At 40.0% G+C, this 17,493-nt stretch carries 14 protein-coding genes; 7 read left to right on the plus strand and 7 right to left on the minus strand.

What is annotated here, in order from left to right; translation table 11 throughout:
- Positions 1-183: 183 nt before the first annotated feature.
- Positions 184-306 carry a hypothetical protein gene (locus NXS00_RS26540; RefSeq protein ID WP_258102334.1) on the plus strand — a complete coding sequence of 41 codons (123 nt, stop codon included), beginning with the start codon at positions 184-186 and terminating at the stop codon, positions 304-306.
- 4 nt (positions 307-310) lie between these two features.
- Here the strand turns inward: NXS00_RS26540 and NXS00_RS26545 are convergent, their stop codons facing one another.
- Positions 311-862, minus strand: coding sequence for a cysteine hydrolase family protein (locus NXS00_RS26545; protein WP_258102335.1), 552 nt, complete (start codon positions 860-862; stop codon positions 311-313).
- A gap of 97 nt (positions 863-959) precedes the next feature.
- On the opposite strand from NXS00_RS26545, the gene NXS00_RS26550 reads away from it, so the two are divergent.
- Positions 960-1,142, plus strand: coding sequence for a hypothetical protein (locus NXS00_RS26550; RefSeq protein WP_258102336.1), 183 nt, complete (start codon positions 960-962; stop codon positions 1,140-1,142).
- Between the two features lie 49 nt (positions 1,143-1,191).
- Complete coding sequence (locus NXS00_RS26555) at positions 1,192-2,016, plus strand: aminotransferase class IV (protein ID WP_258102337.1); 825 nt, start codon at positions 1,192-1,194, stop codon at positions 2,014-2,016.
- On the opposite strand, the gene NXS00_RS26560 is transcribed toward NXS00_RS26555, so the two are convergent.
- From NXS00_RS26560 to NXS00_RS26585, 6 genes are all read right to left on the minus strand, one after another.
- Positions 2,013-2,621 (minus strand): YkgJ family cysteine cluster protein, encoded by a 609-nt coding sequence (locus NXS00_RS26560; protein WP_258102338.1) that lies wholly within the window; start codon positions 2,619-2,621, stop codon positions 2,013-2,015. The genes NXS00_RS26555 and NXS00_RS26560 overlap by 4 nt on opposite strands.
- Before the next feature lie 64 nt (positions 2,622-2,685).
- Complete coding sequence (locus tag NXS00_RS26565; RefSeq protein WP_258102339.1) at positions 2,686-4,905, minus strand: TonB-dependent receptor; 2,220 nt, start codon at positions 4,903-4,905, stop codon at positions 2,686-2,688.
- 57 nt (positions 4,906-4,962) lie between these two features.
- Positions 4,963-10,188 carry a sensor histidine kinase gene (locus NXS00_RS26570; RefSeq protein WP_258102340.1) on the minus strand — a complete coding sequence of 1,742 codons (5,226 nt, stop codon included), beginning with the start codon at positions 10,186-10,188 and terminating at the stop codon, positions 4,963-4,965.
- Positions 10,189-10,198: 10 nt separating this feature from the next.
- Positions 10,199-10,864 carry a DUF6989 domain-containing protein gene (locus NXS00_RS26575; RefSeq protein WP_258102341.1) on the minus strand — a complete coding sequence of 222 codons (666 nt, stop codon included), beginning with the start codon at positions 10,862-10,864 and terminating at the stop codon, positions 10,199-10,201.
- Positions 10,865-10,876: 12 nt separating this feature from the next.
- On the minus strand, positions 10,877-12,085 hold the full coding sequence (locus NXS00_RS26580) for an oxygenase MpaB family protein (protein ID WP_258102342.1): 1,209 nt from the start codon (positions 12,083-12,085) through the stop codon (positions 10,877-10,879).
- A gap of 132 nt (positions 12,086-12,217) precedes the next feature.
- Positions 12,218-13,111, minus strand: a complete 894-nt coding sequence (locus NXS00_RS26585) for a cation diffusion facilitator family transporter (protein ID WP_258102343.1) — start codon at positions 13,109-13,111, stop codon at positions 12,218-12,220.
- A 334-nt stretch (positions 13,112-13,445) separates the two neighbouring features.
- Between NXS00_RS26585 and NXS00_RS26590 the strand changes: the two genes are divergently transcribed.
- The 4 genes from NXS00_RS26590 (at position 13,446) to NXS00_RS26605 (ending at position 17,362) form a co-directional block, all read left to right on the plus strand.
- Positions 13,446-14,003 (plus strand): EF-hand domain-containing protein, encoded by a 558-nt coding sequence (locus tag NXS00_RS26590; RefSeq protein WP_258102344.1) that lies wholly within the window; start codon positions 13,446-13,448, stop codon positions 14,001-14,003.
- Positions 14,004-14,079: 76 nt separating this feature from the next.
- The gene (locus NXS00_RS26595) at positions 14,080-14,556 is read left to right on the plus strand and encodes a DUF6702 family protein (RefSeq protein WP_258102345.1); all 477 of its coding nucleotides are present in this window, start codon (positions 14,080-14,082) and stop codon (positions 14,554-14,556) included.
- An 11-nt stretch (positions 14,557-14,567) separates the two neighbouring features.
- Positions 14,568-17,120 (plus strand): DUF8693 domain-containing protein, encoded by a 2,553-nt coding sequence (locus NXS00_RS26600; RefSeq protein WP_258102346.1) that lies wholly within the window; start codon positions 14,568-14,570, stop codon positions 17,118-17,120.
- A 77-nt stretch (positions 17,121-17,197) separates the two neighbouring features.
- Complete coding sequence (locus tag NXS00_RS26605; protein ID WP_258102347.1) at positions 17,198-17,362, plus strand: PID-CTERM protein-sorting domain-containing protein; 165 nt, start codon at positions 17,198-17,200, stop codon at positions 17,360-17,362.
- The last annotated feature ends 131 nt before the right edge of the window (positions 17,363-17,493 follow it).

The raw sequence follows: 17,493 nt of genomic DNA on the forward strand, positions 1-17,493 counted from the left end.
CAAGCGTTAGTCGGAGGTTAAACGTGTACATCCGTTTGTAGTCGTTTGTAGCCGGTTACAATCGGATAATATGTTGATAATCAGTTTAAAGTGTAATCTTTATGGTTTCGGCGAATTACTGAAAATGAGTCGTTTGACAAACGGGTAGGGGTTGATTTGATGGTTTTGAGCTATCTTAATAGCATGAGTTTGTTAATGACATCATTTGGATTACCAGAAGTAATGATTCTATTAGTGGTCATTTCCATTGCAGGTAAAACAGCACTATGGCTTGGAGAGAAGTACAAGGAAAAGAAAAGGCATTGAGCTGCTAGAGGCGAGAAATCAGTTCGTTTGTGCTGATGATCTCAGCAAACTCATCTCGAAGGTTAGCCAGCTCTACTTGATGTACCATTTCAGCTTCTATTACTGTTCCATCCGGGAGGACCTTTTGAAATGCAGCTGTTGCGTCATTGATCAGAATTGTGATAAAGCCAAGGTTGGCAGACATTCTCACCGAGGTAGAAATACAATGTTCGGTAGTGAGACCAATCATGACCACCTTATTGATGCCTGATCGATGAATCCAGTTCTCCAGATCAGTACCTATGAAAGCACTATTGACATTTTTGTGAAATACCAATTCATTGCTTAACGGAGCAACTTCATCTTTTAGATCATGCCCAGCCTGACCAGGATATAGAGGAGAGTTGGGGTTTGTGGAATCATGCTGAACGAAAACGACGGGGTAGTTTTTAGCTCTAAAGGCGTTTAGTATTTCTGCACAATTAGATTCCGCATTGAGATTATTTCGTTTACCGCCATAAAAGTCCAGTTCGTCTAAACCTTTTTGTATGTCAATTAAAATGAGTCCAAATTCCATATCTATAGATTGCGTGTTAAATATATTTTGTTTCTTTGCGGCAACCAAATAGACATAAAGCGCGTCTTGGGTTAGTGATCTTAGTATTTAATCGCCTATGAAATACTATTTAGTATACTCCTACAATGACAATGGCTACCGAATGGTAACCAGTGACTCGGCACCAGAAGGTGACATGGAAGTTCTGTATGAATTTGAAGAGGGTGAACTGGCAATTGCCAAAAAAGTCCTTGCAAGTTTGTCACTTGAGAGCGAAATAGCTCTTGAGAAAGTGGCATAATATCCCTTCAGTCGTCTCCTAAAATCATTTCGTTGGCTAAATTGCCTCCATGAAATGTATCTTCAATGGGGAAATAGTAGACGCCTCTCAAGTAGCGCTACCAATTAATGATCTGGCTGTTCTTCGCGGTTACGGTATCTTCGATTTTTTTAGATTATCGGATGGAGTTCCCTTGTTTGTCGATGACCATTTAAAACGTTTTTATAACAGTGCTCAGGTTGCTAGACTTCCCATTTCCATTTCTCAAACAGAATTAAAATCTCTGATTTTTGATTTGATACTAGAGAATCAAATGCCTTTGTCAGGGATCAGAATGGTACTCACTGGAGGTACCGGTGCAGGTGCTTATGCCATTGGAATTCCAAACCTTATTGTCACCCAGGAGTCAATTAAATTTCCTTCAGAAGAAATGTATCAACAGGGTGTCAAGTTGATTACGCATGAGTACTTGAGGGATATCCCGGAAGTGAAGACCATTAATTATATGACCGGAATTTGGTTGCAACAGAAGATAGATGATGCAGGGGCGTTTGACGTGATATACCATCATAAGGGGCTTGTCCATGAACTCACAAGAAGTAATGTCTTTGTGGTTAATGCAGATCATCAAATAATCACTCCAAAAGATCATGTGTTACTAGGGGTAACTCGAGGGCATTTGTTGAAAGCCTTAGCAAATCAGTTTGAAGTGATCGAAAAGGAATTGCCAATTGAACATCTAAGAATTGCTAAAGAGATATTTATCACCGGTACTACCAAAAAGGTGTTGCCAATCAGTCAAATAGATGATGTGGCTTATGAAATTGGTGAAGTGACTCAGAAGGCTCAAGCTTTATTTAAGGACATAGAACAGCAATATATCGGCAGCCATTAAGCTGCCTTTTTTCTTGGTCTTGGGAAGGGACGATAAGCATAATGGCTTAATACTACTTCCAATGCTTCCTTCATAGCCTCATTTATCGGCATTATTTGATTGCCCAAATGAAAGTCAATTTGGGCTAGTTTTTTATAATAATCTGAGAACACCGGCACGTACTCTGCGTCTTTGAGAAGTTGCTGAGTCTTCTCATAACTCTCCAATTGATTTTCTTTGATCAGCTTGCAGGTGACTAGTCGCAGCTGACCCAGCTTGTCCTTACTGGCTCCATAACCAAAAAGTCGACAGATAAGACCTCTGTGTTGATAGATCTGACAGCTTCCGTTAGTCAAATGTCCTATGGATAAAGGAGAGTATATGTGGCAAATTGGGGATTGTTCTTGATTCAGTAATTCTAGTTTTTGCTCTGCTTCATGATTTATGAACCAATGAAATGCCAATGGTAAAAACTCTAATGGGCTGGCATCAATGTCTGATTTATTACAACATTTGCCACAGCCTGCATAGCAATGCAAGCCAGAGGTCTGCTGAAAAACCTTTATTTCACCATCGAGGCGATCGAATAACCGTTCAATCGCTCTCACTTTTCGCACAATCGACATAAAAGAAGGTGCGAAATTAGATGAATAAGGACTAATAATTATCAGAACTTGTCTAACTAAATTTTTAAAATTTATAGGTAAGTGATCCTTTTAAAAAGAATGGTGTTCCAGGAGTAAAGTGAATTTCTTCAACAGCATTTAATTCATCTTTTAAACGAGATTCTGTTGCAAATTGCGTTTCATTCCACTCTACGTCAAATAGGTTTTGAACATTAACGGAGAGGTCCAGATGATTCCATTGATGACCAAAATTTCCATCTATTACAGTGTATCCTTTGGCTATAATGGAGTTGTCTTCATTAGCTGGTCGATCGTCAATGTGTCTCATTCTGATACCCCCGTATATTCCCGAAGGGTGAATAATGTTGATGCCTGAAACAGCTGTGAGGTCAGGCGCTAACGGGATATAATTTTGGTCTTCAGGCTCGTCCATTGCACGAGCAACTGTGTAGTTAATGTCGAAATTCCAGAACAACCAGTTGGTTGGTTGATGTCTGAAACTCAGGTCAACTCCCATTCTTCTAGAACGACCGCTTGGTTCTACTATTCCTGCATCACCCACATACACAAACTCCTGCTCAGAATACAAATACCATAAAGCTGTATTTATTAGGAGGTTTTGGGTTGGCTTACTAATGAAGCCCAAATCTGTGCCCCAGGCAGCAGGTAAGATGTTTTTATTAATATTTCCAGTGATCAGTCTCGTGTCATTAGAATGGAATCCTTTGCCAGACTTTACATACAATTGAAGTTGATTAGAAAGGTTGTAGAGGATGTTAAGTTTAGGAGAAATTATCGATTTTAACGTTTGCTGAGTTTGATATGGTTTTAATGCATCCGTATAATTGAAGTCAAATCGGTCGAAACGAAATCCGGGATTGATCACCCATTTTCCACTTTCCAGAGACATGTTGGCATAACTGAAAGCATTGATTTCATGAATGTCTCCGAACTGAATAGAGTCTAATACGATTGTTCTGTTTTTGGTGTGAGATAGTTCATTGTTATTGACAATATCAGATCTGAGTCCAGCACCTATAGAGATGGAGCCATCGAACAGTCCTAAATGAATGGATTGATTGTATTCTGAGGATAGACCAAACAAGTCTCTATTTTCTTTTTGACGAATTTGATCCCCATTTATTGGGTCATCCAGGAAGAAGGTGAAGTTGGAATAAAGCTCAAACTGATAGTTGGAATAATATAGGTTGCTAGTCAAAAACCTTGAAGGGCTGATGATTTTGGTATGTTCAACACTGAAATTTGCTCTACTTGTTTGCCCACCTTCGGTATCATCAATTGCACCAAAACGACCAATGCTCCCGTTATCAATTGCTCTCTGCGGTACCTGCCCTGAAGCATCCCATTGACTCGAAAATATAGATCCAATTACTTTTAAATGATCCGAAGAACTGGTCTGGCCAGAATACTTAGCCATGATGTTTAGTCTAATGAAGTTTTGAGGGCTATCAAATGGGCCATCTGTTAATTGATATTCACTTGCGATATATGCTTTGTGCTTTTCGCCGTTTACCAATTGAAACATGCCTAATACCCGCTGTGAATTGAATTGTCCCACTTCTAATTTTACTTGATTTTCTGTGAGGGCATCTTTTGTTTTTAACTCCACGTAGCCAGCTGTGGCTAGATTTCCTTGATTAGCATAATAGGATCCTTTACCAAAGTTTAATTGATTGATGGTTTCAGGAATGACAAAATGAAGATCAGCATAGCCTTGACCATGTGCATGAGATACCATGTTCACAGGCATTCCATCCACAGAAATACTGATGTCAGTTCCATGATCAATATCAAAACCTCTTAGGAAAATCTGTTCAGCCTTACCGCCTCCCGCATGCTGTCCAATAATGAGGCCAGGGACCTGTCTCAAAATTTCCTGAGAAGTATTCACCGGGTTGGTTTTTATATTGAAATCAGCCAGGACATTGATTGCATCCACTCTGGGAGAAACATAGACCTCTTCCAGATCAAATACTTTTTCTTGAAGGTATATATTGAGTGACCTGGACGATTGAATCTGAACTAATTGTGGTAAGAAACCTACATGAGTGATCAGTAGAGTGTCTCCTTTATGAGTGTTTTCTATTTCAAAATATCCCTTTTGATCAGAGTGTGCGTGTGATTTTGAAGTTTGATTTAGTATATGAACGCCTTCCAGTGGGAGTGAGTTTTCAGAGGATACCCTGCCGCTGACCTGGGCTTCAGTTGAATAAGTTATGGCGAATAGAAGAAATACAACTATTACTTGGTAAACAAACTTCATGATGAATCTAAATTGTGGTTGATAGACAAACGGGAATGCGAAGGTATTCCCTACCATTTACTTTTCTATCGGAAATTCCACGAAGAACGAAGAACCCTTTTCAAATTCGCTTTCACACCAGATATGGCCATTCATGGCCTCCACGTATTTTTTAACAATGGCTAGTCCAAGACCTGTTGATGATTCGCCATCAGTAGGAGTGGAGCTGAGTTTTTGGAATTTGCTGAATAGCAGTTTTTGGTCTCTTATGGAGATACCTTGACCATTGTCTTTTACCACTATTCGGTAATAGTCGCCACCTTCTAGTAAGCCTAATGACACTTCTACCATTCCATTTTTGTGAGTGTATTTCAGGGCATTGGAGATCAGGTTTTCTAAGACCTGGCTGAAATAACCTTTGTCTATTTGTGCTTGAAGTGAGTTAACTTCAGTGAGAAGGCTTAGGTCAATGTTTTTTTTCTGCGCAGTAGGGATAAATTTATCAACTTCAGCTTTCAATAGCTCTACAATGTTTTGTAAGGACCAGTTGATTCGGATATCGCCTGAGTTAATTGCGCTTACATTCAATATTCTGGATATGAAGCTTTCCATGCGGTCCGAAGATTCAATCACATGACCCAGGTATTCATTGATGTTGTCGGATTTTTCACGAAGAACCAGGCTTGTGTATCCTTTGATCAGTTGCAGTGGATTTCTCAGGTCGTGTGAGACTACACTGATCAGAAAATCCTTCTCTTCATTGAGATCTGTAAGCTGTTTGTTTTGCCGGTGAAGCTTTTCTTTTTGCTTTTCAATCTCTTTGGTTCGCTCAATTACTTTTTGCTCTAGTGTGTCATAAAGCAACGCATTATTTACAGTTATTGCAATCTGACCAGAAAGTAACGAGAGCAAATCAGTCCTGTCTGTATTGAAATTCCCTTTGGTTAGCCTGTTCTCCAGATATATTATACCTATCAATTCTTGCTGGTGAATGATCGGCAAACAGAGCATGCTCGCTACTTTATTTTTAATCAGGTATGAATCCTTTTGGAATCGTTCGTCTTTGTGAGGTTCATCTAAAATGACTGTATCCTTTGTTCTTCTTACATATTGCAATACCGAAATCGGTAGATTTTCATCTTCATCAATAGGAGAGGGGTCAACCACTCTAGCACCATCTTCGGTATCACAAACCGCATGAAGGTTGGCTATTTGATCTTGAATCAGAACAAAGGCTCCTGATTGTGCTCCAGCATTCTCTACCACAATATTGAGCAACTTAGGTATTGCCTTAGATAGTTGGATTTCACTAGAAATGGTACTTGCAGCTTTTAGCACGGAAGCCAGATCTAGTAGATTATTACCGCTTATTGATCCAAAGGAGAAAGTTCCTTGAGAGAAGCTGGATTGTATATCTCTTTTACGCTTTTCATAGACAAATGGGAACTCACGCTTTAAGTCTTCCGCTTTGGTATTGGCTCCCCATTTACGATAAAGCTTTAATGCCTTTGCTAAATAGTAGAGCTGAAGCGATTCATCATTTGTAGCGAAATAATGTCTGCCAGCCAGTTCATAGATCACAGCAGCTTCATTTAGGTAGTCATTGTCCAGAGCGTTTTTAATAGCCTCATCATATATTCCTTTTATGACAGTGGAAGGCTTGATGATCGAAGTTAATTCAGCTTCTACGACCAGGTATTTATGCAGGAAATTCATTGGGGCATGATCTGCCCATTTTTTCATTTTCTTCTGGTTGGCTTTGATACGCTTAATTAGCTTGCCTTTTTCTGTGCTTTTTCCTGATTTGATAAGCTTCACACAGGTGAGCGAATCATAGAAATGGACTACAGGTATATATGCCGTACTCACTACTACATCTAGCAGGCTCTTACATTTGTCGGCTCCTACTAATGCCTGTTCAAATCGTCCAAAAAGGTAGTTGACATATAGGTGATGGAAAGCTATGTGAAAATTGGCGGTGCCATCATGCTGCAATTCACTTGTTTCGCTTTCAAATTTCTTTAAGCTAAAAGTTTCGCCTTCTAACAACCATGGTTGAAAGTCAGTCGAAGTAGACAAGTTCTTTAGACTTTGGTAGACAATTTTTTGATAGAGTAAATATCCTTTTTGATTAAGTGTTTCCATCTTATCAAGGAAGGATTCCATTTCTCTCAATACCTCGGGTAAACGATTTCCACATAAGAATCCTGTATAGGATTTTTGGAACGCTGAGGTAGCGGCGTACTGGTTGTCGCCAATTTCTAAAGAAACAATAAATGCTTCCTCAGCGGGATTAATGCTTTCTCTGAGATGGTCTTTCCAGTGGTTAATGAATGTGTAGTAAATAACCAGCGTCTTTGGAACTACAGCTTTGTATTCACTGGATCGAGCAAGAAGAGATAAGGACAGTTTCCCGAACTCAACGCCTCGTTCATATTCTCCCATTACACCACAAAGTATGGTTCCATAGCCACCATAGAAAGGTATTGATTCAATGCAGTTTCCATGTTTTAATGAAAGCTGAACTGATTTGAAAATGACTAATGGAAATAGTTTAGGGAAATTGTGGTAAGAAGCGGTACTGATGCTGCTCATCATGTTGATAGCCAGCGCCATGCTATCATCTGACATGTCCGGAAGCTGTTCAAAGTAATCAGCTGATTTGCCTCTTAGCTTGAGTTTTGTTTTAAGCAAACCCTGCAGGATATCAAGGTCCGAAGGTTTTGATGGAAGTCTAATTCCTGCGGTTTTTAGAATCGACAAGCCATAATCTATTAGCTCTATATGCTTTCCTTGAGCGATAAGCGCCTGAACGAAGATGTTGTAGGTTTCTAATTTTTCCAGCTTTGTTTTGGCTCGGCTCAGTAGCAGATTGCCATTGATTTCCATGTCTTCATAAGCGCCTATCAGGTAGTTGCTTTCCATAATGGAAAAGTATACATGATAGCAGAGCTCATGATTTGCTTTCCAATCACTCTCTGTAAGGTGCATGCCTGCAGCCTTGAAATAGCTCAATGCCGAGTCATTGGCGGTTGCAGTTGCTGCTTTTAAGCCCGCTTCATAGTTGAGCTCTATGATTTTTCTTCGCAGTTCATCGGTTTGAGGAGGTTCCCCCAGATTCAATTGATCGACAACATCAAAAACCCTATCAGGGTCTTTTTTAAGATCGATTTTTGCCAACAAGTGCTCTCCAATTCGCTGATGAACTTTAGCCTTTTCTTCGTAAGGAATTAATTCATAGGCTGCTTGTCTGATTCGATCATGGGCGAAACGATATATCAGAGATGGTTGAGTATTGAAACTGCCCATTTGAACCTTGGCAATTTCAGCTTCATTTTCTTCAGCAATGAGCAGTTGTTCTATTACTGCTTGCCATAAATCTTCTATGAGATCTTCCGGATTTTCCTGGATTAAACCAAGTGTTTGGAGGTCGAATCGGTCACCTATGCAGGATGCTAAAGTCAGTTGCTTACGCACTTTTTCATCCATCCCACTTAATTTCTGAATCATGAACTCCACTACATTGTCGGTGAAATTTGTTGATTCTAATCCTCTAACATCCCAGGTCCATTTGCTAGCTTGTGTATCAAACCATACCAATTCATTTTCATAAATGGATTTAATGAATTGATTCACAAAGAATGGGTTCCCAGCAGTTTTTCCGAAAATGATATTAGCAAGAAGGCGTGATTTAGACTCTGTATTTCCTAAAGTGTCTAGGACGATTTCCTGAACATTTTCAAACTCAAGATCTTTTAAATGAATTTCTTGAATGTCTACCCCAAGTCGTGGAAGTTCCTTGAAGATCAGTGTGAGTGGATGGGAACTAGTTACTTCATTGTCGCGATAAGCACCAATGAAATAGAAGTGATTCAACTCAGGATCTAAAATGAGTTGCTTTAAAAGTTTTAGTGAGGTGCTATCTGCCCACTGCAAGTCATCAATGAACATGACTAGCGCATGTTCTTCACTTGCAAGTGCTTTGATAAACTGACCAAAGACATAATGGAATCGGTTTTGCGCTTCGTTGATTCCCAGCACAGGGAGTTTCTCCTGTTTTCCAATGATCAATTCAAGGTTTGGGATCAGGTCTGTAAGAAGCTTTCCTTGCCCACCCAGTGCATTTTGAATGATCGATTTCCAGTGAACCAGTTTTTTCTCATTTTCTGAAAGCATCAGGGACACAAAACTTGATAAAGCTTCGGTTATCGCCTGATACGGTCTGTCCTTCTGGAATTGTTGATGCTTACCTTTTATAAAGTAACCTTTCTTCGAAGTTAGCGGCTTATATACTTCATAGATCAATGAAGTTTTACCTGTTCCCGATTTTCCGGATACAAGCGTAAGTTGTTTTTGGCTAGTGCCAATATTTCGGATACTTTCTGTTAGCGTCTCTATTTCTGATGTCCGACCATAGATTTTGGAAGGCATTTGAAAATGGCCAGATTCATCATTTTCTGCCAATTCAAATCCTTGAATGTTAACTTTCAGGTCCAGTTGATCGCGACATTTCTTAAGATCTGTTAGCAGCCCATGAGCGGACTGATACCTGTTCTCCACATTTTTCTCCAACAGCTTACTTAGCATATTAGAAAATACCAGAGGAATATTTGGGTTAATTTCAGAGGCGGCAGTTGGAGCTACAGCCAGATGTGCATGAATGAGTTCTAAAGGATCTGATGACTCGAAAGGGAGTCTTCCTGTGAATAATTCATAGAATACTACGCCCAATGAATAAATATCAGAACGAAAATCTACCGGATGATTTACTCTTCCCGTTTGCTCAGGCGAAATGTAGGGTAGTGTGCCTAGGAGCTGATCACTCATTCCTTTCACACTCTGTTTGATGTCTACATTGATTGCAAGACCAAAGTCAATGATTCTAATCTCATGTTTTTCATTAATGAGAATGTTGTGAGCGCTGATGTCTCGGTGAATCAATTTGTGCTTGCTATGTATTTCTGCAATGGATTCTGTAACTGAAATGGCGATATTAAGACAATCCAAAAAGGATGGATTATTAGTCTTGCGCCAATCTTTTAAAGATCTACCGTCGAAATATTCCAGAACCAGAATAGGAGTTTGCTGATCTTCTATGAGGTCAACTGACGCCCTAATTCCTTTGGTTTCAATATTTCTTAAGAACCTGTCTTCATTGTAGAGCTGTGAAGAATGCGGATGGTAATTGAAGTCCTCCTTCATTACCTTGAGGATAACTTCTTTACCATAGCTATCGTCACTCAACTGGTAAATCGATGAGTTAAATCCCTCTGCAATCTTCGATGCTCTGTCTAGTAGGTTCATTAGTTGATTATTAGCCTCCTATCATATAGGACAACATTGCGCTCAAATATATCCATACCCCGCAGATACCACCATATATTAATCCATGGATGACGCCTTTATTCGATGAACGCGTAAGTAGTAGCGGTAAGGATAAGGAAATCAGTGCCTCGCAAATGATAACATAAACGGGTGCGTTGAATACCATAGGTACGTTTTGGTGATACCACCACCAGCCTGCATCTTTCGCCAAATGCTCATATAATGGAATATACATTCCTCCGGCAAGTCCCAAAATAATAGAAGCCGTTCCCCAGCCTTTCCATCTGGATAATAGTATGCCGTAGTATCCTAGCTGAATCAATACGTTCGCCCAGGCGAAAGGCATGTATGCTGGAGAAGTCCAGATCATGGCTTCTTTGCCTGGATAGACCAAATTGTTAATGCTGTCTACCAGATAATGATCTGCGAATAGCTCCAATATACCTGCAACTGTTCCTAAGGTTAGTAGTTTGATCATAGTTGCGTCTTTGGTGTACAACGTGTAGATCACATAAAACCCGAATAGGGAGTAAGTAATGATGGATGCGGAGATGGGGCCAGATGCTAATATGGAGCTCCCAATAGACCAGGTCATGAGAACGGCCTGGGTTACAACGATCATGATCGTTAGTTTTTTGTTCGTTTGGTTATTCATAGCGCTGTTAGATTAAAACTGGTTGATGCCCCAATCTGTGGTTAAGGATGGAGGAATGAGAAAACGTACTTGTTTGCCATCATTGTAATGACGGATGTAACCTTGAAGCATCAGCTTATTAAATTCTCCAGATAGTTTCTGAATGATTCGATGATGCTCAGCTTTGGCAATATGAGAGGTGATGATCTGAGATAGCTTGACTGTCAGATGATCCGTAAGGTTTTGATGATCTGAAATGCCAATCATTTCTGCTAAAGGCTTACCAACGGCCTGCTCAATGTCCTGAAAGAAAAACCAAATCATGTAAGCAGGCACTTCATTGAAGAGGTTGCCTGGAATCATGTGTTGGATGAAAGCAACACAAGAGTCAGTGAGTGTTTTTCCTTGTTCTGATGATGCTGACTGGTGTTTTAGAATAGCGCAAGCCAAATCCCAGTTGGTTTGATAGTCGTCAGAAAGTAAATCATCATGAAGGCCAATAAGGTGACCAATTACTTTCCAGCAATGTGAATAGGCTAAAATTTGCTGATCAGTTAAGTCAATTTCTAATTGCTTGAGACCACTTAAAATAACAGGCGAAAAAGACATCAGTGTGCCTGCCAGATCTTCCTGATTGATTGGTTCTCCTAATTTCTCAACATCCCATCCTGCTGGATTGTATTTAGGAGATTTTAGGAAATGGCGAATGGATGCGTGGATCAATCGTACTTTTTGCACAGTGATTATTCCTGTGCCAGCTGTAGACAAGCCACCTGGTTGCAAGACGTTTACAACCATCTGAGCGGTTTCCATAAGTCTTCGCACTAGTGGGTCTATTTTACCATTGTGCTCAACTAATCTTCCGGTGTCAAAAAGTACCTGTGCCCCATTGGCGCAGGTGTAACACATCGGCAGTGATTTCACATTCAGTAGCATGAAAACCTCCGGACCGAATTGGCTAAAAACTTGCTGACCTTGAGCAATTAAATCCTGATCAGCCCATTCTGGTAACTTTCCAGATTCTTCAAAATAGTTGGAAACTATTTGCTGAATGGACTCTGGGAAATGAGCCAGAAGTGATGGGTCAAACCCATCATTTCGATGTAGAGTGATGAAGATTTCGTTGATACGTTCTTCAAATCCTTCATCAATAATTGCGGCTACTGTATTGTCAGCTAACGGATCGGTTAAATGTCTTTGGGACTCAAGAAAATTGGTCGTCAGGTTAGAGGTTGATAACATGCGTGGTTATGTTCTATAGGTTTCAGCTAAAAATAAGGGGAATTTTTGAAGCTGAACTTGAAAAGCAGGCAATAAAATTTGAGTATTGGATTTTTCGTGGATTCGCTTGCATTGTAAAAAGCGGAACTTGACTTAACAAGTCTCACATTCTTCTTCTTCGGTTTCAAATTCGATGGTCGCATGATCAATATGCTCATCTTTGAGAAGTTTCTTGGCTTTGCGTTTGATTGTTGCCAGCTCAATCAGGTTTTTATGGTCCACCACAAGATGAATAGAAAGGATATTGTAACGTCCATCCATGGACCAGGTATGACAGTCATGAATTTCTTTTACTCCTTCGATGGACTCTAGTTTCTCCTGGATGCTTTGGATGTTTACTTCTTGCGGAGTGCCTTGCATGATGATTTTGATGGCCTCTTTCAAGTTTTTTACCACATTGTACACAATGAAAATGGCTATACCTATTGCTAGAATGGCATCAATCCGTGGGAAGTCGAAGAAGTAGAGCGTAATGGCAGCAACAAGTGTCGCAAACCACCCTAAAACATCTTCCAATAAATGTAAGTATACTGCTCTCTGATTAATAGAAGATCCACCGTTAAGCTTCCACGCTGCTAAGCCATTGGCAGCTATTCCTCCAATAGCGAAGTAGATCATTCCCTGAGCATCTGGAGTTTCTGGGTGGATCAATCTTGGGATGGCTTCAGAAAGTATGATCGTAGAACCGATTACCAAAATCAATGAATTCAGAATCGCACCCAATACGGAGAATCGTCGATAACCATAGCTGTATTTTTTGTCTCTACCTTTTAAGGAGAGCTTTTGGAAATACCATGCAGCACCTAATGACAGGCTATCTCCCAGGTCATGGAGGGCATCGGAGATGATCGCTATACTATTGGTGTACAATCCACCGACCAATTCAATGGCAGAAAAGGCCAGATTGATAAAAAATGCAATTCGGATTTTAGCCAATGAACCATCGTCGGCCAAATCGTCATGATCATGATGATGGTGGTGTCCCATATTGTTATAAATGAATTTACGAAGGAAATGTTACTTATCGATATGAGAAAGTAAAATTGTGAGTCATTTAAATGATCAAAATCAGGCAAAATGCTCATCCATTAATCCCAAATTATGCATTAAAGCATAATTTGCCCGAAGGGCTGACGAAAGCTTTGCTTTATCAGGACGGTCCGCCGCAGCGGTTACCCTGACAAATAATTCTTTATTCAAGAATTATTTCGTCAATATTCAATAGAATATTTTGGATTACCATCTTCTAATAATCTATTGAATAATCTGGGTTAATGTAAATACACGTTACAATCTGAAATCGGATTTTGTATATTTACTTATGCCGCTATCCAATTTTAGATTCGCTAAGCTGAGTTATTTGTTCCGTCTAATGGATTTGGATGGAGATGATATATTGTCTCCAGCTGATTTTGATGAAATGGCTCGCAGAGCTGCGGAAAATCAGGATAAATCCGCAGAAGGAGAATTGCACAAACGGTTGATTAATTCTTCTGCCAAAAGATATTATAAGCGGCTAATAGAAGCGTTGGAAATAACGGGAACACAAATCAGATTATCTGACTGGTTAAATTATTTCCGTGAGATGGATGAGGAGGATGACGTAGAGATGGATTCTGTGATTCAGTTTTTTCTTGAATTCTTCTATGGCGTGTTTGATGTGGATAAAGATGGATTTATTTCACTATATGAATCTATGGAACTCTTCCAGCTATTTGGGCTTCCTCTTGAGAAATCTAAAACCTTCTTCAAAGACCTGGACTCCAATGCAGACGGACATGTCTCGCGCTATGAATTAATGAATGCTGTTGAAGTGTTCCTTACTTCTGATGACCCGGAAGAGCGAGGGAATTGGGTCTTCGGAGAGTTTGATTACTAATCTTGACTCTATTTTATAGGTAGGGTATTCCAAAATCCCCACGTTGTATGGTTGTCAACTAAACTAAGTCAACCATATGATCAAGGTTTTACTTTTATCCTTTCTCATGTCCTCTGTATCTACTGATGAGGTTTTTCACTCGGAGGTAGTTGCTGAAGTAAGGATTGATAATTTTCAAAATGAGCTATTCGTAGAAGTACTTCTTGATAAGCGAATGCTTTCTACCGTTCTAATCATAGAAGCTGACTGCCAGCCCCAGGAAATGCTGTCAAAATGTGGGAGTGAATATCTTCAATCAAAATTGAAACTAGTAGCTGATGGTCAAGAACTAGAGCTTGTCTCTCCAGAAATGGAGATTTTTCAAAAGCAAGTAATGTATCGCTACTATTTGGGTGATCTCGGAGGACCTGTGTCCAAGTTAGAAGTTTCCAGCGATTACATGTTTGATCAGCACGAGCATTCTATCGTGAAGGTGAAGGTAGGAATTGGGAATACAAGCAAGTCATTTAACCTGTCCGCCTCCAAAAGATCTATTCAGACCAACATCATCTAATTCAACTTAATATGAAATCAATTTACCTATTGTTAGTGGCTATGCTAAGTGGTCACTTGCTGTCAGCACAGTGCAATTCTTCTGAAATATTTGCAGTTGAAGATGCTAATGCGTACTGCTTCGAAATTGATGGAAATGTACGATATGTCTATTCCAATAATTATCCGGATCATGACGATGATTACAATCAGAACTTTTTCACTTTAACAGCGGGAGATTATGAATACTATATGTGCGCATACCCGGAAGAGGCAGATGTATTTACACCCTTGTATGAAGAAACAGAAACGACAGTCGGGTGTGAATACAATTATGAGTTTGGGGTATCGATCAATGGAGTAAGGTATGATCCCAATTCTGCGGTGACTTTCGTAAATGGGGATGATTCGAATAATATCGAATGGCATGTAGAAGCTACCTCGACTGAAAATAGTATCGGAGTGAGTATGGGACAACTTAATGGAGGTCACTTAAATGCCAGTGGAATCTATCATTACCATGCTGTACCAACGGATTACTTTACCAATGATCTGGGAATAGATGGATCTGATCACTCGTCAATAGTGGGTTATGCGGCTGATGGTTTTCCTATCTACTATAAATATGTTTACACTGATTCGGAAGATGCTTTAAGTGCCATTACTTCAGCTTCATCTGGCTATACTTTAAAACCGGGAGACCGTCCGGGCGATGGATCTAGTGCTCCTGATGGTCCTTATGATGGGAATTATTATGAAGATTATGAATATAGTTCTGCAAATACCATTTTAGATGAATGTAATGGTCGCTATGGTGTAACGCCTGACTACCCATACGGAACATACTATTATGTCATTACGGATGAGTATCCATACATTCCACGATGTTTCAAAGGAACCTATGTGGACGATTCATTTAGAGTAGGGCCTACCGCGGCTTGTTCTCCATCTGCCTCTACTACGTCAACAAATTGCGCAGCAGCAGTAACTGGCTGCATGGATCCATTTTCTGATAATTACAATGCGAGTGCCACCGTAGATGATGGAAGTTGTTCCTATTCTACTATTACCTGGAGTGGATCCTGGAGCAATGGCACTGGACCCGGTGACGGTAATCATGTGACCATCTCAGTGGATTATGATTTTTCTACAGATGGCAAATTTTCATGCGACAACCTGACTATTTCCAGTGGAGCTACCCTTACTGTAGATACGGAGGAGGCTTTGGTTGTTTATGGAAATCTAACGAATAGTGGAAGTTTAATCGTTGAATCAGGAGCGTCGTTGATAACCTATGATGGAACAACTTTTTCAGGCAATGGTGTGGTCATCAAAAGAACTACCAGATACGCTGATGGTAAATACAGTTTTGTAGGAACTCCAGTCAATCAAACGGCATCACTTACAGGCTCTGATCTGGGAAGTACCGTATACAGTTACAATGAAACAACCGCTTATGGAGGTGATCAGGGATTGAGTAGATGGGAAAATGCAGCTACTGATGAGTTGGTACCAGGTAAAGGCTATGCACAGGCATTTCAACAAGAATTGACATTTACAGGAACTCCAAATAATGGTACGATCACTGTAACTGGAACATTTACAGATCGAACGAACGACAATGTAGAAGGCTGGGTGCTCGTTTCTAATCCTTATCCTTCAGCCATCAGTGTGGCAGCTTTCTTGAGTGAAAATGCTCACTTAACTGGAGCAGTATATTTCTGGGATGATAACAATTCTCAGTCAGCCAGAGGATCGAATGCCGATTATATTGTAGCGAATGCCATTGCAACCACACAAACGTCACAAGCAGGAAATGATGATCGATACAATTCTCATATTGGGTCAGGTCAGGGATTCTTTGTAAAGCTATCTTCAGCGAGTAATCTGGATGTTGTGTTTACCGAAGATATGAGGGTAAGTGATAGTAATTCAGACGTTAACTTCTTTAGATCTGCATCGGCCAATTTACCTGTGATACGAATTAACCTTTCTGATGAAGAGGGATTGTTCAAGCAAACAGTCATTGGTCAGATTGATGGACTTGTATCAACAGGAATCAATAAAATGTATGATGCAGCTGCAATCAACAGTGAGTTTGATGAGGCGATTTATTCTTATAAAACTGGTAAGCTTTTAGCAATTCAAGGGGCTGATCTGGAGTCCGGAGCCATTGATTTAGGTATCAATATCAGTGAAATAGGTTCTTATCAGCTGAGTGCAGAAGTGGAGAATGGTTATGAACTGGAATTGTTTGATCGATTGACTGGTGAGACAGTTTCTTTGAACGAGGCTTATTCCTTTACTTCAACAGCAGGACAACATACAGATCGATTTGCAATTCAATTGGTCAACAAAGTATTAAATGCTGGAAGCGATGTGTATCAGATTTATGCTTCAGAAGATATCCTGTATGTAAGACTTTTGGGTGATGAGTCTAAAATGATCACCGTTTTTGATCTTGCTGGAAATCGAGTGAAAAGTGAAATGGTTAGCGGAAGTCAGAAGATTTCACTTGCTGAATTAAAAGATGGAATCTATATCGTGACCGATGGAGAGCAGCGCAGAAAGATAATCAAGAACTAGCCGAAATGTTTGGGGTAGGGTTGGTGTAATTCTTACTGACTCTATCCCAGCATTTTATTGACCCTTAACTAAAAGATATGAAACTACAGTATATACTCAGTGCAGCGTTATTAATGAATGGCTTGCTGCTTTTTGCACAAAGTGCTCCGCCTGCAACTCCTATAGATGGTGGACTTAGTTTGCTGCTTGCTGGAGGCGCAGCTTATGGAGTGAAGAAGCTAAGAGATCACAGGAAGAAATAATAATAAAAAAGAGGCCGTCTCAAAAGTATTTGAGTCGGTCTTTTTGTTTGTGGAGTTTTTTGGAGAAGATTCCTCAGGTTGTTTGGAGATTTTTAGAGAAGAGCAATTGCTTGCTAGTGTCAAGCGGCCTT

This window comes from Marinoscillum pacificum (assembly GCF_024714495.1).
Taxonomy (GTDB): Bacteria; Bacteroidota; Bacteroidia; order Cytophagales; family Cyclobacteriaceae; genus Marinoscillum; species Marinoscillum pacificum.

Excerpts from the sequence above, each read along its gene's own strand:
- NXS00_RS26540 (WP_258102334.1), top strand. The coding sequence starts at position 184 with ATGAGTTTGTTAATGACATCATTTGGATTACCAGAAGTAATGATTCTA.
- NXS00_RS26545 (WP_258102335.1), bottom strand. The coding sequence starts at position 862 with ATGGAATTTGGACTCATTTTAATTGACATACAAAAAGGTTTAGACGAA.
- NXS00_RS26550 (WP_258102336.1), top strand. The coding sequence starts at position 960 with ATGAAATACTATTTAGTATACTCCTACAATGACAATGGCTACCGAATG.
- NXS00_RS26555 (WP_258102337.1), top strand. The coding sequence starts at position 1,192 with ATGAAATGTATCTTCAATGGGGAAATAGTAGACGCCTCTCAAGTAGCG.
- NXS00_RS26560 (WP_258102338.1), bottom strand. The coding sequence starts at position 2,621 with ATGTCGATTGTGCGAAAAGTGAGAGCGATTGAACGGTTATTCGATCGC.
- NXS00_RS26565 (WP_258102339.1), bottom strand. The coding sequence starts at position 4,905 with ATGAAGTTTGTTTACCAAGTAATAGTTGTATTTCTTCTATTCGCCATA.
- NXS00_RS26570 (WP_258102340.1), bottom strand. The coding sequence starts at position 10,188 with ATGAACCTACTAGACAGAGCATCGAAGATTGCAGAGGGATTTAACTCA.
- NXS00_RS26575 (WP_258102341.1), bottom strand. The coding sequence starts at position 10,864 with ATGAATAACCAAACGAACAAAAAACTAACGATCATGATCGTTGTAACC.
- NXS00_RS26580 (WP_258102342.1), bottom strand. The coding sequence starts at position 12,085 with ATGTTATCAACCTCTAACCTGACGACCAATTTTCTTGAGTCCCAAAGA.
- NXS00_RS26585 (WP_258102343.1), bottom strand. The coding sequence starts at position 13,111 with ATGGGACACCACCATCATCATGATCATGACGATTTGGCCGACGATGGT.
- NXS00_RS26590 (WP_258102344.1), top strand. The coding sequence starts at position 13,446 with ATGCCGCTATCCAATTTTAGATTCGCTAAGCTGAGTTATTTGTTCCGT.
- NXS00_RS26595 (WP_258102345.1), top strand. The coding sequence starts at position 14,080 with ATGATCAAGGTTTTACTTTTATCCTTTCTCATGTCCTCTGTATCTACT.
- NXS00_RS26600 (WP_258102346.1), top strand. The coding sequence starts at position 14,568 with ATGAAATCAATTTACCTATTGTTAGTGGCTATGCTAAGTGGTCACTTG.
- NXS00_RS26605 (WP_258102347.1), top strand. The coding sequence starts at position 17,198 with ATGAAACTACAGTATATACTCAGTGCAGCGTTATTAATGAATGGCTTG.